The sequence below is a fragment of the Geodermatophilus sp. URMC 65 genome, from assembly GCF_053502545.1.
This window is the reverse complement of sequence record NZ_CP199954.1, coordinates 5,520,570-5,537,537: the sequence shown is the minus strand read 5'-3', so window position 1 is coordinate 5,537,537 and position 16,968 is coordinate 5,520,570. Positions and strand designations below refer to the sequence as shown.

Sequence of the window (16,968 nt, the reverse complement as noted above, 5' to 3'; positions counted from 1 at the left end):
CCGTCGACACCAAGAGGGGAACCGATGCCCCCCGACCTCCGCAGCACCGTGCTCGTGCGCAGTGAGGACAGCGGCGGCCACGTGTCCGTCGTCGAGAACACCGTCCCGGCGCGCAGCGCGGGACCGCCGCTGCACAGTCATGGCTTCGACGAGACCTTCTACGTCCTGGAGGGTGAGCTCGTCGTCCGCGTCGGCGACGCCCTGCTCGCCCGGACCGCCGGACAGCTGGCCTTCGCTCCGCGCGGCGTCGCGCACGCACTCGCCAACCGCCGCGACGCCCCGGTGCGGTACCTGCTCGTGTGCACGCCCGCCGGCTTCGAGCGTCACTTCGCCCGGACCGACGCACAGGCGAACGGGATCGAGCCGCCGCCGTGGGCGCTGCAGCCGGTTCCGGAGGTGGTGCCGCTCGGCCCGCCCATCCTGCAGGAGGTCCTCGACCTCCTGGAGTGACGTGCCAGGGCACGCCCCCGACCGCGCCGGGCGGGGAGTCGGACACCGGCATGCCTCGCGGCTGAGGCCTACTCCTCGACGTCCATGCGCTGCACGAGGTCGCCGGTGAACGTGTACACGTGCCGGACCTCGGCGACCGCGAGCAGGGCACCGGTCCGGTCGCGGACCACCTGGTGGACGCCGACGTCGACCGTGCCGTCGGGGCGCCCCGCGATCGAGGTCGGCTCGACGTGCGGGCGGATCTGGGCCCACTGGCGTTCCCAGTACCGGCGGACGGCGTCGTGTCCGACCACCCGGCCGCCCTCCCAGCCGTTGGGCCAGTCGACGTCCGCGGTCATGGCGGCCAGCACCGTGTCGACGTCGCGGGCGTTGAAGGCCGGTACAGCGAGCGGAGCAGCTCCTCGCGGCTCGGTGCGGTCATGGCGTCCTCCTGGCCCGACGTCGGGACGTGGCAGGACACGATCGCACGACGAAGTCGGGACGCGCCGCTCCGGCTCCCGTTATCCCCAACGGCCACGGCGTTCTACGAGGGGATGCCGCTCGACGTCCGGTTGAACCGGCGGACCTGGGCTACCGCCTCGTCGTCCATCCTCTGACCGCAGTCAGAGGAACGGTGGTCCGGGTGTGGTGTCCCAGGTGCCGGTGCGGGGAGCGGTGAGTCCGGCCCGCTCGCGGGGTCTACAGGGGGTAGGACCCGCTGCGGCGCGGCCAGGAGGGAGGCCCGGCGGTGGAGGTGACCGGAGTTGCTGCGGAGCGGCACCTGGCCGCCGCTCGGGCGGGGGACCCGGTGGCGTTCGGGCTGGTGGTCGAGCCGGTGCTGGGGGAGCTGCGGGCGCACTGCTACCGCATGCTGGGCTCGACCCACGACGCCGAGGACGCCGTCCAGGAGACCCTGACCCGTGCCTGGCGGGCTCTGGACCGCTTCGACGACCGCGGGACGCTGCGTGCCTGGCTGTACCGGATCGCCACCAACCGGTGCCTGACCACGATCGAGCGGCGCGGCCGCCGGGAGCTGCCCACCGACCTGCGTCCGGGCGGCCCGTCGGCCGAGGAGGTGGCGTGGCTGGAGCCCCGTCCCGACGGTGCGGTGCAGCACGGGGACCCGGCGGCGCGCGTCGTCGCCCGCGAGCAGATGGAGCTGGCGTTCATCGCCGCCCTGCAGCACGTCCCGGGCCGGCAGCGGGCGGTGCTGCTGCTGCGTGAGCTGCTCGGCTTCTCCGCCGCCGAGGTCGCCGCCCAGTTGCGGACCTCGGTGCCGGCGGTGAACAGCGCGCTGCAGCGCGCACGTGCGGCGGTCGACGCCCGCACGCCCGACGTCTCCCAGCGGGCCGTGCTGGCGACCGCCGGCGCGGACGCGGTGCGGGAGCTGGCGCGGCGCTACGCCACCGCCTGGGAGGCCGGCGACGTCGACGCCCTCGTGGCCATGCTCACCGAGGACGCCACCTACTCGATGCCGCCGCTGCCGACCTGGTACCGCGGTCCGGACGAGATCCGCGGTTTCCTGCGCGAGGTCACGACGCGGGAGCGGTGGCGGTTCCTGCCCGCCCGGGCCAACGGCCAGCTGGCCTTCGGCACCTACGCCTGGGACGCCGCCCGAGGCGCGTACCTGCCCCTGGGGCTGGACGTGCTCGCCCTGCGCCGGTCGGAGGCCGGTCTGCGGGTCGGCGAGGTGGTGTCGTTCCTGGAGGCCGACTTCGCCGCCTTCGACCTGCCGCCGCGGCTGCTCGCCTGAGTCCGGCGGACTCGTGCGATGAGTCCGTGCCCCGGCCGGGGTTGTAGGGGCGGCAGGAGCTCGACGGAGCTCGCCGGACCGACCCGAGGAGGACGTCGTGACCACGGACGAGCAGCAGATCAGGACGCTGGTGGAGCGGTGGGCGCAGGCGGTGCACGCCGGCGACCTCGACGCCGTGCTCGACGCCCACGCCGAGGACGTCGTCATGTTCGACGTCCCGCCGCCGCGGGAGGGCGTGCGGGGCATCGCGGCCTACCGCGACACCTGGCCGGACTTCTTCGCCTGGCAGCGGCAGGGCGCCTGCTTCCAGCTCACCTCACTGGAGGTGACCGCCGGCACCGACGTCGCCTTCGCCCACGCCCTGCTCCGCTGCGGCAAGCCGGAGGACCTCGCGCGCGACCCGGAGCTGCGCCTGCGCCTGACGCTGGGTCTCCGCAAGGAGGACGGCCGCTGGGTGGTCGCCCACGAGCACCACTCCTTCCCCGACACGAGCACCGACGAGGCCGGCGCCGTCGCAGACGGGGGGTGCGACGTGCCCGGCTGAACGTCGCTCGTGACCGGTGCCACCCGCAGCTGTCGTCCCCCGACCGGTGGCGACCCCCCGGGACGCCCGTGCCCGGGTCGCGGTCACACCGGGCCGGGCAGCGGGACCACCCAGGTGCGCCGCTCGCGGATGAGGCCGTCGCGCAGGAGGAGGACCTCGGCCATCGACAGGTGCTGCACGGAGCCGTCCTGCTGGGGCACCCGCCCGGTCACCTCGGGCATGACCGTGTCGCCCTCCTCGACCATGCGGACGACCTCCAGGTCCGGGTTGCCGGCGAACCCCGGGCCCTCGACGGCCGCGTCGTAGGCGGCTTTCCCCTCGAGCCGGAAGGCGCCGAAGACCGTCCAGACGACGTCGTCGGTCAGGCAGCCGAGGATCTGCGCGTGGTCGGTGCGCCGGAAGCCGTCCAGGTACCGCTCGACGGTCTCCTCGTTCCTGCTGGCCATGTGCGCGATCCTCGTCCGTGCAGCAGTGCGGCCGCACCCCGCCGGCGAGTGTGCCCGGGCACCGGCCCGTCCTCCGCCACGCTGCGCGTCGCGGAGGACGGCGGGTCGGCGTCGGCCCGCCGGGTCGGGCTCAGGACCGGCGCAGGCCGGCGACCTGCAGGACGGCGAAGCCGGCCACGACGACGGCCTGCAGCACGGTCCACGCCGCACCGACGGCGGTGGGGCCGCCCACGCCGGTCGCCGCGACGACGACGCTGCCGACGGCCCACAGCACGTTGGCCGCCACGACGGTGCCGACGGCGGGCGGCGCGGGCCGGGCGGCGACCGCCCAGACGACGGCGCCGAAGAGCAGCAGGAAGACCCCGACGCCGCGCAGCCAGCCGGCGGGCAGGCCGAGCAGGTCGCCGAGCAGCGGCGCGGCGAGCAGGTAGGCGGCGGCGTTGGCCGCGGTGACGACGGCGTCCAGGCGCAGCGCGAGCCGCAGCAGCGAGGGGACGGGACGAACGGTGGTCGTGGTCATGGCCGACACGTTGCCGCTGGTGCAGGGGCCGGTCGATTACCCGCGAGGTAGGCGACGACGGCGCCCGACCCCGCCGCCCGACCTCGGCGCCCGGTTGGGCCCGGCCGGCCGGCCGGCTACCGCGCCGAGAACTGGCCGCTCCGGGCCGCGGCGTCCGCCGGCCGGTCGGGGGAGGAGCGGCGCCCCGGCCCGAGCCCCAGCCAGGCGACGACCGCCGTCGTCGCGCACACCGCGACGCCGATGACCCCGAGGGTCGTGTAGCCGCCGGCGGCCGGTGCCGCCGCGCCGGGGGGCGTGGCCGCGGCCAGCACGGTGGCGGTGAGGGCGCTGCCGAGCGCGAAACCCACGTACCGCAGGACCTGGTTGAGGCTCATCGCGCTCCCGGTCTCCGAGGGCGGGACGGCGGAGACGACCAGCGCGGGGAACGCCGCGAACGAGGCACCGACCCCCAGGCCGGCGACGGCCATGACGAGGAAGAGCTGCCAGAGGTCCGAGCGGACCAGGGCGAACAGGACGAACGCGGTGCCCTGCACGGCCGCCGCGACCGGGAGGACGACGTGCCGGCCCGCGCGGTCGGCCAGCAGCCGGGCCAGCCGCCCGCCCAGCACGCTCGCCGCGGAGAACGGCAGCAGCGCCAGCCCGGCGACGACGATCGAGGTGCCGAAGCCCGCGCCGTCCGACACCGGGGCCTGGGCGAGCACGGGCACGGCCGTGAGCAGCAGGTAGTTGGACAGCCCGACCAGCAGGGCCGCCGCGTGGGCGGTGAGCGCCGGGCGCCCCCGGGCGAGGCGCAGGTCGACCAGGGGCCAGGTCGTCCGGCGCTCCCAGGGCACCCAGGCCAGCAGCGCGACCGCCGAGGCGGCGGCCAGCGCCCACAGCAGCGGCGACGCCCAGCCCCACACCTCGACCTGGCCGAGGGCGAACAGCAGCCCGGCCACCCCGGCCCCGAGGAGGACCGCGCCGACGACGTCCAGCCGCCCCCGCGGGACCGCCGTCGACGGCGGCAGGACCGCCGCGCAGGCCAGCAGCGCAGCGAGGCTCACGGCGGCGCCGGCCCAGAACGCGGCGTGCACCCCGCCGAGCTCGGCCACCAGGCCCGCCAGGGGGTAGCCGAGCCCGACACCGGAGACCACCGTCACCGACAGCACGGCGATGGTCGACCGCGATCGCTCGCCCTCGAGCGCCTCACGGGCGGTGGCCATGGCCAGCGGGGTGAGCCCGAGCCCGACGCCCTGCAGCGCGCGGCCGGCGATCAGCCACCCCAGCCCCAGCGGCAGGGCGGCCAGCACGCCGCCGAGCGTCACGACCGCGAGGACGGCGAGCACGACACCGCGCCGGTGCGGACCGTCGCCGAGCCGCCCGACGACCGGTGTGGCCACCGCGCCCACGAGCAGCGTGGCGGTCAGCGACCACTGGGCGCTCGGCAGCGTCGTCCGCATGGTCTCGGCGATCGCCGGCACCAGCGGCGCACCGAGGCTGCTGATGACGGCGACGACCGTGCCGACGAAGACCAGCACCGGGACGAGGGCGCGGGGGGACCGGGCGACCGTCATGGCCTCCAGGGTCCCAGATCGTTGCGTCGATCAACCGGTGAGTGCCCCACCACGCAGGGCCCGCGTCCCCGGTTGGCATCCTCGGGACACCGCCGTCCGCGTGGCCCTGCCACCCTGCTCCCGGGGAGTCGACCGTGCCCGCCCCCGTCCCGACCGCCGCGCCGCCGGCGTACTTCGAGCGCCTCGCCCCCGGCCGGTACCGGGCCACCGAGCACACCGGCGGCGCGTGGTCGGTGACCGCGCAGCACATCAGCCCGCTCAACGGGCTGCTCGTGCACGCGGTCGACCGGTTCGTGGCCGAGCGCGGGACCGACGGGCTGTCCACCGCCCGCATCGCGTTCGACATCCTCGGGGTCGTCCCGATCGCCGAGGTCGACGTCCGCGTGGAGGTGGTGCGCCCCGGGCGCACCATCGAGCTGCTCGAGGCCGTCGCCGTCTCCGGCGGGCGTCCCGTCCTGCGCGCCCGAGCGTGGCGCCTGGCGCGGCACGACACCGCGGCGGTGGCCGGCGGCCACCCCGACCCGCTGCCCCCGCCGGACGGTCTCGCGTCGGCGGAGCTGTCCGGTGTGTGGCCCGGCGGCTACATCGCCTCGCTCGACGTCCGCCCGCTGCGCGCGCCCGAGCCGGGGCGGGCCACCGTGTGGCTCGCCACCCCGGTCGCCCTCGTCGCGGGGGAGCCCGTGAGCGAGCTCGCCCGGTTCGTCGGCCTGGTCGACACCGCCAACGGCATCGCGGTGCGGGAGTCGCCGGAGGCGTGGATGTTCCCCAACGTCGACCTGACCATCCACCTGCACCGGCAGCCCGCGGGTCCCTGGGTGGGCCTGGACACCACCGTCGTCTTCGGGCCGGACGGGTGCGGCCTCACCACGACCGTGCTCCACGACCGCACCGGAGCGGTGGGCCGGGCCGAGCAGCTCCTGACCGTGCGCCCCCAGACCTGACCCGGCCCCGAGCGCGTGGGCCGTGCGGTGGCCGGGGCGTCCGTCCCCATCCGGCCAGGTCCCCTGCGGCCCTAGGCTCGCGCTCCTCGGCCGGCTGCAGAGGGGGCGTCCATGGGGACGATCGGCGTGGGGGTCATCGGGTTCGGGTGGATGGGCCGGGTGCACGCCCAGGCCCACGCGCGGCTGCGGCACCACTTCCCGGACCTGGGCCTGGTCCCGGAGCTCGTCGCGGTCGCCGACGACGTCCCCGGCCGCGCCGAGGCGGCCGCCGCGCAGTTCGGGTTCGCCTCCGCGACGGCGGACTGGCGCGAGCTGCTGGCCGACCCGCGGGTCGAGCTCGTCTCGGTGACCGCCCCGAACTGGCTGCACCGGGAGATCGGCGTGGCCGTCGCGGAGGCCGGCCGGCACCTGTGGATCGAGAAGCCCGTGGGGCTCACCGCGGACGACGCCCGCGCGGTGGCCGGTGCCGCCGCCGCGGCCGGTGTGCAGGGCACCGTGGGCTTCAACTACCGGCACGCGCCCGCGGTGGCCCTGGCCCGCCGGCTGGTCGACGAGGGCGCGATCGGCCGGGTCACGCACGCCCGGTTCGCCTTCCTCAGCGACTACGCCGCCGCCCCCGAGGGCGCGCTGACCTGGCGGTACGAGCAGGCGCGGGGCGGCAGCGGCGTCCTGGGGGACCTCGCCTCGCACGCCGTCGACCTCGTCCGGCACGTCCTGCACGACGAGATCACCTCGGTGCTCGCCGACACCGCCGTCTTCATCCCCGAACGACTCCGCCCGACCGGCGCGACGTCCGGGCACGCCGTCGCGACCGGAGGCGTCCCCGGGCCGGTGGAGAACGACGACCACGTGGCCGCGCTGCTGCGCCTGTCGACCGGTGCCCGGGTGGTGCTCGAGGCCAGCCGGGTGGCCGTGGGGGAGCAGAACGCCTACGGCTTCGAGGTCCACGGGACGGCGGGGCGCCTGGCCTGGGACTTCCGCCGGATGGGCGAGCTCCAGCTCAGCCGCGGACCGGCCGCGCAGGACCAGTCGGTCGCCACGGTCCTGGTCGGGCCGGGAGCCGGGGAGTACGCCGCCTTCCAGCCCGGCGCCGGGATCGCGATGGGCTACGACGACCTCAAGGTCGTCGAGCTGCGCGACCTGCTCGCCTCGGTCGGAGCCGGCCGGCCCGTCGGCGTCGACCTGACCGACGCCGTCCGTGCCGCGGTCGTCCTCGACGCGCTCGTCTCCTCCTCGGCGAGCGGCACCCGGGTCGAGGTCCCGGTCCCCTGAGGTCCACCCACCGGGAGGGGGCTGGGCGCGGCCGCGCACAGGGAGGAGGCTTGACGCTGCCGGTGGGCCATGTCACATTCCCCTTGTCACTATGTCCAGACATAAGGACCTCGTCGCGGGGGGCGGCGTCCGGGGACTGGGCAGGCCCGCAGCCACCAGGAGGGTGGCCATCCCGACGAGGAGACGTGCATGAAGAACACCCGGAGGTCGCTGCAGGCGGCGGTGGCGGTCAGCGCGGCGACCGTGGCGCTGGCGGCGTGCAGCAGTCAGGGCGGGGCACAGGACGCGGGCGGCGGCGCTGCTGCGGAGGGCGAGAGTTACACCATCGCGATGGTCACGCACGAGGCCCCCGGTGACACGTTCTGGGACAAGATCCGCGCTGGTGCCGAGGCGGCGGCCGCGAACCACAACATCACGCTGAACTACTCGAACAACCAGGACGCCGGCGAGCAGTCGACACTCATTCAGAACGCCATCGACCAGGGCGTCGACGGGCTGGCGACCACGCTGCCGACCCCCGACGCCGTCGGGCCCAACGTGCAGAAGGCGGTCGACGCCGGGATCCCGACGGTCGCGTTCAACGCCGGGATCAACGACTACACCAACTACGGCGTCGGCATGTACTTCGGCTCGGACGAGGACCTCGCCGGCCAGACCGTCGGCACGAAGCTCGCCGCGGAGAGCCCCGGCCACACCGTCTGCGTCATCCAGGAGCAGGGCCAGGTCCAGCTCGAGGCCCGCTGCGCCGGTGTGGCGAAGACCCAGCCCGACACCGAGGTCCTCTACGTCAACGGCCGCGACCTGCCGGCGGTGCAGCAGACCATCGGGGCGAAGCTGCAGCAGGACGCTTCCGTCACCAACGTGGTCGCGCTCGGTGCCGACATCGCCCTGGCCGCCCAGCAGGCCAAGACCGACGCGGGCAGCCAGGCCAACATCGCGACCTTCGACCTCAACGCCGACGTGGCCCAGCAGATCCAGGACGGCGGCATCCTCTTCTCGGTCGACCAGCAGCCCTACGTCCAGGGCTACATGGCCGTGACCTCGCTGTGGCTGGGCCTCACCAACGGCAACGACATCGGCGGCGGTGGCCCGGTGCTGACCGGTCCGTCCGTCGTCGACCAGAGCAACATCGGTCCGATCGTCGAATACGCCCAGAACAACACCCGCTGACCGCTGGGGGGAGCCGGGGGAACCCGGCTCCCCCCACCCTCCCGCCCAGCCCTGGAGCAGTCATGAGCTCATCCGTGGCGGCGAAGCCGTCCACCGCACCCCCGCCCGCACCTGCGGGTCGGGCCGAACGATCGCTGATCTCCCGCGTCCTCGGCCGTCCCGAGATCGGTGCACTGGCCGCGGCGATCGTCATCTTCGCCTTCTTCTGGGCCGTCGCCCCGACGTTCCGGACCCTGCCGGCGCTGGCGACCGTCCTCTACGCCTCCTCGACCATCGGCATCGTCGCGGTCGGCGTCGCGCTGCTGATGATCGGCGGCGAGTTCGACCTGTCCGCCGGTGTCACGGTGACCACGACGGCGCTCGCGTCGGCGATGATCTGCTACCAGTTCAGCCTGAACATGTGGGTCGGCGTCGTCGTGAGCCTGCTCATCGCGCTGGCGGTCGGGTTCGTCAACGGCTACCTGGTGATGAGGACGGGGATCCCGAGCTTCCTCATCACGCTGTCCACCTTCTTCATCCTCCAGGGCATCAACCTGGGCGTGACCAAGCTGATCACCGGGACGGTCGCCACGCCCAACACGAGCGCCCTCGACGGGTTCGCGTCCGCCAAGGCGGTCTTCGCCAGCGACGTCAACCTCGGGTTCATGACGCTGAAGGTCACCGTGCTGTGGTGGCTGCTGTTCGTGGCCATCGGCAGCTGGCTGCTGCTGCGCACCCGCACGGGCAACTGGATCACCGCGGTCGGCGGCAACCAGGCCAGCGCCCGCGCGGTCGGTGTCCCGGTCCGCGCGACCAAGATCGGCCTGTTCATGGGCGTCTCGTTCCTGGCCTGGTTCCTCGGGATGCACCTGCTGTTCAACTTCAGCACCGTGCAGGCCGGCCTCGGCGTCGGCAACGAGTTCATCTACATCATCGCCGCGGTCGTCGGCGGGGCGCTGCTGACCGGCGGCTACGGCTCGGCGGTCGGCTCCGCGCTCGGCGCGTTCATCTTCGGCATGACCACCCAGGGCATCGTGTACGCCGGCTGGGACCCGAACTGGTTCCGCGCCTTCCTGGGCGTGATGCTTCTGCTCGCCGTGCTGGTCAACCTGTACATCAAGAACTACGCAGCCCAGAGGAGATGACGTGACCGACACGCTCGCGGAGCACGCCGCACCGGACCTGAAGGCCGGCACGCCCCTCGTGGAGATGGAGGGCGTCGGCAAGGCCTACGGCGCCATCCGGGCGCTGGAGGGCATCAACCTCACGGTGAACGCCGGGGAGGTCGCCTGCGTCCTGGGGGACAACGGCGCCGGCAAGTCCACCCTCATCAAGATCATCTCGGGTCTGCACGGGCACACCGAGGGCACGCTGCGGGTCGACGGCCAGGAGCGCAAGTTCTCCTCCCCGCGGGAGTCGCTCGATGCCGGTATCGCCACCGTGTACCAGGACCTCGCGGTGGTGGGCCTCATGGAGGTCTGGCGCAACTTCTTCCTCGGGTCGGAGATCCGCAAGGGGAAGTACCCGATGGCGCCGCTGGACATCAAGGCGATGCGGGAGATCGCCGACGCCGAGCTGCAGAAGATGGGCATCGTCGTCAAGGACATCAACCAGCCGATCGGCACGCTCTCCGGCGGGCAGCGGCAGTGCGTCGCCATCGCCCGGGCGGTCTACTTCGGCGCGCGGGTGCTGATCCTCGACGAGCCGACGGCAGCGCTGGGTGTGAAGCAGTCCGGCGTGGTGCTGAAGTACACCGCCGCGGCCCGGGACGCGGGCCTGGGGGTCGTCTTCATCACCCACAACCCGCACCACGCCTACCTGGTGGGCGACCACTTCATCATCCTCAAGCTCGGCCGCCGGGTGCTCGACAAGAAGCGCTCCGAGGTCTCGCTCGAGGAGCTCACCACCGAGATGGCCGGCGGTCAGGAGCTCGCCGAGCTCTCCCACGAGCTGAAGCGCTAGTAGAAGGACCCCGTCCCCTTCACCGTGGAAGGACCCCGTCCTCCCCACCCTTCGCGAGCTCAGGCGGGACCCGGGACGGGGCCGCGCGGCGAGCCTCTGGACGGGGCCACGGCGCCTGCCGTCCGGACCACACCGGTCTGCACGGCAGGCGCCGCCGTGTGCGCTCACGTCAGGGGGACGCCGACCCGGGAGAGGTCGTCGGCGAGGTGCGCGGTGTCGTTGAACCGGCGGACGGTCCAGCGCTCCCCGGCGAGGACCACCTGCGACAGCGAGGCGTTGCGACCGGTCAGGAACGCGAACGGCGGCGCCCCCGTGGCCAGGGCGAGGGCCTGGGCGACGACCCCGCCGTGCGTGAAGACCGCGACCCGCTCGCCCGGGTGCGCGACCGCGATGCGCTGCAGCGCGGCGCGGACCCGGGCGGCGAGGGCCGCAGCCGGCTCCGCGCCGGGGATGAGGTCCCATCGCTGCTCGGCCACGACCCGTGCGGCCACCGGGTCCCCCTGGGCCAGGCGCTGGAGGACCAGCCCGTCCTCCCACTCGCCGAGGTGCAGCTCGCGGAGGTCGGGCTCGACCCGTGGCAGGAGGCCGGTGGCGTCGAGCAGCGGCTGCGCCGTCTCCAGCGTGCGGCGCAGCGTCGTCACGTGGACGGCGTCGACATCGGCGTCGTGGAGTCGCCGTCCGACCGCCTCCGCCTGCAGGCGGCCGAGCGGCGACAGCGGCGGGTCGCCCTGCCCGTCCAGCATCGGGTGGGGCCGGTCGGGGGCAGCCGGGACCACCTCGCCGTGCCGGACGAGCAGCACGTCGGTCGTGGCGTCGCGATGGGCGGAGGGCACCGGGTCATCCTGCCCGGACCGCCGGACCGGCGCCCCGGGTCCCCCGACACCGAACGGCCGCCCCTCAGGGGCCCACGCCGAGCCTGCGAGGCGTGGGCCCCTGAGGGGCCGGTCATCCCTCACAGGGCGCTGGCGTGCCGTTCGGCCTGGGCGGTCAGCGCGGCGTCCAGCACCTCGGGCGACCAGTCCTCCTGCAGCGCCCGCCAGACCAGCTCGGCCTGCGTCTCCGGCGCCAGTCCGCCGATCGGCTGGTCGCGGTCGAGGTTGGTCGGGAAGGCGTAGCCCTCGGCCGAGGCGGCGACGACGTTGCGCAGCGTGCGCTCGTCGCTGCCGGCCGCCTTCCGGGCGCGCAGCACCGGGTGGAGCGCGCGGCACATCGCCGTCCGGTCGACGGACTCCATCGACCGGCCGAACGCCGAGGAGACCTGCAGCAGGTTGGCCATGCGGCGCACGTCGGCCGACCGGTTGGTGCCCGCCCCGTGGAACAGCGCCGGGTTGAAGAAGGCCGCGTCGCCCTTGCGCAGCGGCAGCTGGACGAAGTGCTCGTCGAAGTAGGCGGTGAACTCGGCCCTGTGGAAGGCGACGTACCCGGGGGCGTACTTGTGCGAGTGCGGCAGGTACATCGTCGGGCCGGTCTCCACCGGCATGTCGCAGTGGGCGACCGCCCCCTGCAGGGTCATCACCGGGGAGAGCCGGTGCACGTGGGCCGGGTAGGCCAGGGCCTGCTCCTCGGACATGAAGCCGAGGTGGTAGTCGCGGTGGGCGACCTGGGCCCTGCCGCCGGGGTTCACCACGTTGACCTGGCTGGTGAGCTGGTAGCCGCGACCCAGCCACGCCTCGGAGACCAGCGCGATCACGTCGTTGGCGTAGTAGGCGGCGAAGGCCTCCGGGTCGCGGACGGCGAACTTGTCCAGCGCGCCCCACACCCGGTCGTTCGCGCCGGGCGTGGCGAAGTGGTCGCCGCCGACGACGCCGGCCGCCTTCTGCTCGTCGATCATCGCCTGGAAGACGGCGGTGGCCCGGTCGACGACGCCCGTGTCGGGGAAGGCGCCGGCGAAGACGACGATCCCCGGCCCGTCGGCGAGCGCGCGGGCCAGCTCGGCCTGCACGTCGCGGCGTCCCTCGGGAGTGGTGATGTGCTCGCGCAGCCGGGAGCCGTAGACCAGGACGTTCTCCCGCACCTCGTCGGCGTGGGGGTGGTCGGCCAGGTCGGTGGTCGTCTCGACGACGGCGCGGAAGTCCTCGAGGCGGCAGTCCTCCGCGGTGAACCAGCCGGAGGTGCGTCCGGTGGCGGCCAGGGTGGTCATGGCGCCGTCCTTCCTGTGCGGGGTGGGGTGCCGTCGAGCCTGACCGGCAGGTGCGGGGTCCACAAGGCCGCGGATCCCTCAAGAACCCGTCAGCCGGCGGTGCCGTCGGTCGGCGTCCGCGCCCGGGCTGTGCTCCCCGGGCGTCGGCCGACGGGCCTCAGAACTCCTCCCAGACGTCCGGGTACTGCCCGTTGACCCGGGTGCCGTCGGCGAGCGTGGCGATGCCGGCCAGGTCCTCGTCGGTGAGCGCGAAGTCGAAGACGTCCAGGTTCTCGACCAGGCGGCCGCGGGACGACGCCTTGGGGAAGGTGACCAGGCCCTGCTGCACGTGCCAGCGCAGGACCACCTGCGCCGGGCTCCGGCCGTGTCGCTCGCCGATCGCGGCGAGCACCGGCTGCCGCAGCAGCTCGCCACCGTTGGCCAGCGGCGACCACGACTCGGTGACGATGCCGCGGCGCGCGTCGTCGGCGCGCTGCTCGGGCTGCGGGTCCCGCGGGTGGCACTCGATCTGGTTCACCGCCGGCACGGTCGAGCTCGCGGCGGCGAGGCGGTCGAGGTGCTCGGGCAGGAAGTTGGAGACGCCGATGGCGCGGGTGAGGCCCTCGGCGAGCAGCTCCTCCATGGCCAGCCAGGACTCGACGTAACGGTCCAGCCGGGGGAGCGGCCAGTGGATGAGGTAGAGGTCGACGAAGTCCAGCCCGAGCCGGTCCAGGCTCGACCGCAGCGCCTCCTTCGCCGAGGCGGACCCCTGGTCGCGGCCGCGCAGCTTGGTGGAGACGAAAACCTCCTCCCGGTGCAGGCCCGAGTCGGCGATGCCCTGACCGACACCGCGCTCGTTCTCGTAGCTGGCGGCGGTGTCGACGAACCGGTAGCCGACCTCGAGGGCCTCCCGCACGATCCGCCGGGTCTCCTCGTCGGGGAGCCGGGCGGTGCCGAGGCCGAGCTGGGGGATCGCGACGCCGTTGTTGAGGGGGATGTCCGGGACAGTCGTCATGCCGTCACCCTCGCCAGCCGACCGAGCGCAGGTCAACCTGGGCGATCCCTCAGGGACCCCTCAGACTGGTCGGCGTGCCGCACCCCTACCCGATCCGCGAGATCGCCCGCCAGGCCGGCCTGTCCGAGGCGACCGTCGACCGCGTCCTCAACCGGCGCGGCGGGGTGCGGCAGAGCACCGTGCAGGAGGTGCACCGCGCCATCGCGGACCTGGACCGGCAGCGCTCGCAGGTGCGGCTGACCGGGCGGACGTTCTTCCTCGACCTGGTGGTCGACGCGCCCGACCGGTTCTCCGCCGCGGTCCGGGCGGCCCTGGAGTCGCAGCTGCCGCTGGTCCGGCCGGCGACGTTCCGGGCGCGGTTCCACCTGGCCGACGCCCCTCCCGTTCCCGAGCTGGCGGCCACGCTCGACGGGATCGCTCGGCGGGGGTCGCAGGGCGTCGTCCTGAAGGCCCCCGACCACCCGCTGGTCGTCGGTGCGGTCGAGCGGCTGGCCGAGGCGGGGATCCCCGTGGTCACACTGGTCACCGACCTGCCGACCAGCCGCCGGGTCGCCTACGTCGGCCTGGACAACCGGGCGGCGGGTGCCACCGCGGCCTACCTGCTCGACCAGTGGCTGCCCGACGACGCCGCCGTCCTCGTCACCCGGGGGACCGGGACCTTCCGCGGCGAGGACGACCGGGAGATGGGCTTCCGGGCGACCACCCGGTCGCTGCGCCCCGGCCGGCGGCAGGTCGACCTGGTGGACGCGACCGGGGAGGACGACGTGCTGCGCGGGCTGGTCCGGGACGCCCTCGCCGCCGACCCGGGCATCGCCGGCGTCTACTCGATGTACGCCGCCGGCGGCAACGCCGCGACGGTCGCGGCCTTCGCCGACGCCGGGCGCGCCTGCCGCGCGTTCGTCGCCCACGACCTGGACGCCGAGAACCTCGCGCTGCTGCGTGAGGGGCGGGTGTCCGCGGTGCTGCACCACGACCTCGCCCTGGACCTGCGCCGGGCCTGCCACGTGGTCATGCAGGCCCACGGCGCGCTGCCGGGCACCCCGCGGTCCTGGCACTCCGGGGTCCAGGTGGTCACGCCGTACAACGTCCCCGTCGAGGCCCTGAGGGCTTCTTGAGGGTCCACCGTCGTTGACCTGCGCATCGCCGAGCCCTGAACCTGGACCGGCGCGGACCGGGCGGGCCGCAGCGGAGACGAGGAGGGCGTCGTGGGGCTGGACGTCGGGGTCATCGGGGTCGGCATGATCGGCCAGGAGCACGTCCGCCGGCTCGACGGTGGCCCCGGGGGCAGCCGGGTGGTGGCGGTGGCCGACGCGGACGCCGAGCGCGCCGCGACCGTGGCCGCGCAGCTGCCGGCCGCCAAGGCGCTGCCCAGCGGCGAGGAGCTGATCGCCTCGGACGCGGTCGACGCCGTCGTCGTCACCTCCTGGGGGCCGACGCACGAGCCGTACGTGCTGGCGTGCGTCGCCGCCGGCAAGCCGGTGTTCTGCGAGAAGCCGCTGGCCACCACGCAGGAGGCCTGCCGGCGGATCGTCGAGGCGGAGGTCGCCGCCGGCCGGCGGCTGGTCCAGGTCGGCTTCAACCGCCGCTACGACCCCGCGCACCGGGCCCTCAAGCGGGCCGTGGACGACGGCGCGATCGGCGCGCCGCTGCTCGTGCACTGCGCGCACCGCAACGCCTCGGTGCCGCCGCACTACACCCGCGACATGTCCATCGCCGACACCGCGATCCACGAGATCGACGAGCTGCGCTGGCTGCTCGGGACCGAGATCGCCGCCGTGCAGGTCCTGACCCCGCGGAAGAGCAGTCGCGGGGGAGAGCTGCAGGACCCGCTGCTGGTGCTGTTCGAGATGGCCGACGGCGTCCTCGTCGACCTCGAGGTGTCGGTCAACGTCCACTACGGCTACGAGATCCGCTGCGAGGTGTCGGGGGAGACCGGCACCGTCGAGCTGGCCGACCCCGCGCCGGTGACCATCCGCCGCGAGGGCACCGTCGCCGGTCTGGTCCCCGCCGACTGGCGGGAGCGCTTCGCCCTCTCCTACGACGTCGAGCTGCGCGAGTGGGTCGACGCCGTCGCCTCGGGGCGGCCGCCGCAGGGCCCCAGCGCCTGGGACGGCCACGTCGCGCAGGTCGTGTCCGACGCGGCGCTGCTCTCGCTCCGGTCCGGGGGCCGGGTGGCGGTCGAGCTCCTCGAGCGGCCGGGGCTGTACCGGTGACGACGGACCAGGTCGAGCCCCTGCGGATCGGCGTGTTGGGCGCCGCCCGCATCGCCGAGCGGGCCATCGCCGTGCCCGCGCGGGCCACCGGCAGCCGGCTGGTCGCGATCGCCGCCCGGGACCGGGCCCGGGCCGAGGACTTCGCCGGCACGCACGGCGTCGAGCGCGTGCTGCCCTCGTACGCGGACGTCCTCGCCGACACTGAGGTGGAGGTCGTCTACGACCCGCTGCCCAACGCCCTGCACGGCCCGTGGAACCTGGCCGCCGTCGCGGCCGGCAAGCACGTGCTGTCCGAGAAGCCGTTCGCCTCGAACGCCGCCGAGGCCGCCGACGTCCGCGACGCCGCGCGGCGCGCGGGCGTCACGGTCATGGAGGGCTTCCACCACCTCTACCACCCGGTCATGCGCCGCATGCTGGAGCTGGTGGACACCGGTGAGCTGGGCGACGTCGTCCACGTCGAGGCGACGATCGCCATGCTCCCCCCGGACGCCGGCGACCCGCGCTGGTCGCTCGAGCTCGCCGGCGGCGCCCTCATGGACCTCGGCTGCTACGGCCTGCACGCGCTGCGCAGCCTGGCGCCGTGGGCCGGCGGGGAACCCGAGCCGGACGCCGCGCGGGCCGGCGAGCGCGCCGGGGCCCCGGGCGTCGACGAGTGGCTCGACGCCGACCTGCACTTCCCGTCCGGCGCGACCGCGACGGTGCGCTGCAGCATGGTGCACCCGGACCGGGACTTCTCCCTGCGGATCGTCGGCACCCGCGGGAAGGCGACCGCGCCGGCGTTCGTCGAGCCGAACCGGGACGACCGCGTGCTCGTGCGCACCCCGGCCGGAGAGCGCGCCGAGCACCTCGGCACCCGGTCGTCGTACACCTACCAGCTGGAGGCGTTGATCCAGGCGCTGCGGCACGGGTCCCCGGTCCCCACCGACCCGGACGACGCGGTCGCGACCATGACCCTGATCGACCGGTGCTACCGGCTCGCCGGGCTGCCGCCCCGGCCGCGGGCGGCGGTGGAGCCGCACCGCGCCAAGCAGTGACGGGGACCACCCGACGAG

18 protein-coding genes are annotated in these 16,968 nt (G+C 74.6%); 11 read left to right on the top strand and 7 right to left on the bottom strand.

What is annotated here, in order from left to right; translation table 11 throughout:
* Window positions 1-24: 24 nt before the first annotated feature.
* Window positions 25-450, top strand: coding sequence for a cupin domain-containing protein (locus ACWIX7_RS26650; protein ID WP_448619407.1), 426 nt, complete (start codon window positions 25-27; stop codon window positions 448-450).
* A gap of 68 nt (window positions 451-518) precedes the next feature.
* On the opposite strand, the gene ACWIX7_RS26645 is transcribed toward ACWIX7_RS26650, so the two are convergent.
* Window positions 519-788, bottom strand: coding sequence for a nuclear transport factor 2 family protein (locus tag ACWIX7_RS26645; protein ID WP_448619406.1), 270 nt, complete (start codon window positions 786-788; stop codon window positions 519-521).
* Between the two features lie 395 nt (window positions 789-1,183).
* Between ACWIX7_RS26645 and ACWIX7_RS26640 the strand changes: the two genes are divergently transcribed.
* A complete protein-coding gene (locus ACWIX7_RS26640) occupies window positions 1,184-2,182 on the top strand; it encodes an RNA polymerase subunit sigma-70 (protein WP_448619405.1) in 999 nt (332 codons plus the stop codon).
* A 97-nt stretch (window positions 2,183-2,279) separates the two neighbouring features.
* A complete protein-coding gene (locus ACWIX7_RS26635) occupies window positions 2,280-2,726 on the top strand; it encodes a YybH family protein (protein WP_448619404.1) in 447 nt (148 codons plus the stop codon).
* Between the two features lie 83 nt (window positions 2,727-2,809).
* Here ACWIX7_RS26635 and ACWIX7_RS26630 read toward each other — a convergent pair whose 3' ends face one another.
* The 3 genes from ACWIX7_RS26630 to ACWIX7_RS26620 form a co-directional block, all read right to left on the bottom strand.
* The gene (locus tag ACWIX7_RS26630; protein ID WP_448619403.1) at window positions 2,810-3,172 is read right to left on the bottom strand and encodes a nuclear transport factor 2 family protein; all 363 of its coding nucleotides are present in this window, start codon (window positions 3,170-3,172) and stop codon (window positions 2,810-2,812) included.
* 130 nt (window positions 3,173-3,302) lie between these two features.
* The gene (locus ACWIX7_RS26625; protein ID WP_448619402.1) at window positions 3,303-3,692 is read right to left on the bottom strand and encodes a hypothetical protein; all 390 of its coding nucleotides are present in this window, start codon (window positions 3,690-3,692) and stop codon (window positions 3,303-3,305) included.
* Window positions 3,693-3,808: 116 nt separating this feature from the next.
* A complete protein-coding gene (locus ACWIX7_RS26620) occupies window positions 3,809-5,245 on the bottom strand; it encodes an MFS transporter (protein WP_448619401.1) in 1,437 nt (478 codons plus the stop codon).
* A 134-nt stretch (window positions 5,246-5,379) separates the two neighbouring features.
* Here ACWIX7_RS26620 and ACWIX7_RS26615 point away from each other — a divergent pair, with 134 nt between their 5' ends.
* The 5 genes from ACWIX7_RS26615 (at window position 5,380) to ACWIX7_RS26595 (ending at window position 10,569) form a co-directional block, all read left to right on the top strand.
* Window positions 5,380-6,186 carry a thioesterase family protein gene (locus ACWIX7_RS26615; RefSeq protein ID WP_448619400.1) on the top strand — a complete coding sequence of 269 codons (807 nt, stop codon included), beginning with the start codon at window positions 5,380-5,382 and terminating at the stop codon, window positions 6,184-6,186.
* 111 nt (window positions 6,187-6,297) lie between these two features.
* Window positions 6,298-7,458 (top strand): Gfo/Idh/MocA family protein, encoded by a 1,161-nt coding sequence (locus ACWIX7_RS26610; protein ID WP_448619399.1) that lies wholly within the window; start codon window positions 6,298-6,300, stop codon window positions 7,456-7,458.
* A gap of 189 nt (window positions 7,459-7,647) precedes the next feature.
* Window positions 7,648-8,628, top strand: a complete 981-nt coding sequence (locus ACWIX7_RS26605) for a substrate-binding domain-containing protein (protein WP_448619398.1) — start codon at window positions 7,648-7,650, stop codon at window positions 8,626-8,628.
* A 62-nt stretch (window positions 8,629-8,690) separates the two neighbouring features.
* On the top strand, window positions 8,691-9,752 hold the full coding sequence (locus ACWIX7_RS26600; protein WP_448619397.1) for an ABC transporter permease: 1,062 nt from the start codon (window positions 8,691-8,693) through the stop codon (window positions 9,750-9,752).
* 1 nt (window position 9,753) lies between these two features.
* Window positions 9,754-10,569: an ATP-binding cassette domain-containing protein gene (locus ACWIX7_RS26595; protein WP_448619396.1), complete on the top strand. Its 816-nt coding sequence runs from the start codon at window positions 9,754-9,756 to the stop codon at window positions 10,567-10,569.
* A 164-nt stretch (window positions 10,570-10,733) separates the two neighbouring features.
* On the opposite strand, the gene ACWIX7_RS26590 is transcribed toward ACWIX7_RS26595, so the two are convergent.
* The 3 genes from ACWIX7_RS26590 to ACWIX7_RS26580 form a co-directional block, all read right to left on the bottom strand.
* Window positions 10,734-11,402 carry a histidine phosphatase family protein gene (locus ACWIX7_RS26590; protein WP_448619395.1) on the bottom strand — a complete coding sequence of 223 codons (669 nt, stop codon included), beginning with the start codon at window positions 11,400-11,402 and terminating at the stop codon, window positions 10,734-10,736.
* 119 nt (window positions 11,403-11,521) lie between these two features.
* Window positions 11,522-12,709 carry a phytanoyl-CoA dioxygenase family protein gene (locus ACWIX7_RS26585; RefSeq protein ID WP_448619394.1) on the bottom strand — a complete coding sequence of 396 codons (1,188 nt, stop codon included), beginning with the start codon at window positions 12,707-12,709 and terminating at the stop codon, window positions 11,522-11,524.
* Window positions 12,710-12,866: 157 nt separating this feature from the next.
* On the bottom strand, window positions 12,867-13,703 hold the full coding sequence (locus tag ACWIX7_RS26580; RefSeq protein WP_448619393.1) for an aldo/keto reductase: 837 nt from the start codon (window positions 13,701-13,703) through the stop codon (window positions 12,867-12,869).
* Window positions 13,704-13,777: 74 nt separating this feature from the next.
* Between ACWIX7_RS26580 and ACWIX7_RS26575 the strand changes: the two genes are divergently transcribed.
* From ACWIX7_RS26575 to ACWIX7_RS26565, 3 genes are all read left to right on the top strand, one after another.
* Entirely contained in the window at window positions 13,778-14,818 is a 1,041-nt protein-coding gene (locus ACWIX7_RS26575; protein WP_448619392.1) for a LacI family DNA-binding transcriptional regulator, read from the top strand.
* 90 nt (window positions 14,819-14,908) lie between these two features.
* Window positions 14,909-15,916, top strand: a complete 1,008-nt coding sequence (locus tag ACWIX7_RS26570) for a Gfo/Idh/MocA family protein (protein ID WP_448619391.1) — start codon at window positions 14,909-14,911, stop codon at window positions 15,914-15,916.
* Window positions 15,913-16,950, top strand: coding sequence for a Gfo/Idh/MocA family protein (locus tag ACWIX7_RS26565; protein ID WP_448619390.1), 1,038 nt, complete (start codon window positions 15,913-15,915; stop codon window positions 16,948-16,950). The genes ACWIX7_RS26570 and ACWIX7_RS26565 overlap by 4 nt, the downstream gene beginning before the upstream one ends.
* Window positions 16,951-16,968 lie beyond the last annotated feature (18 nt).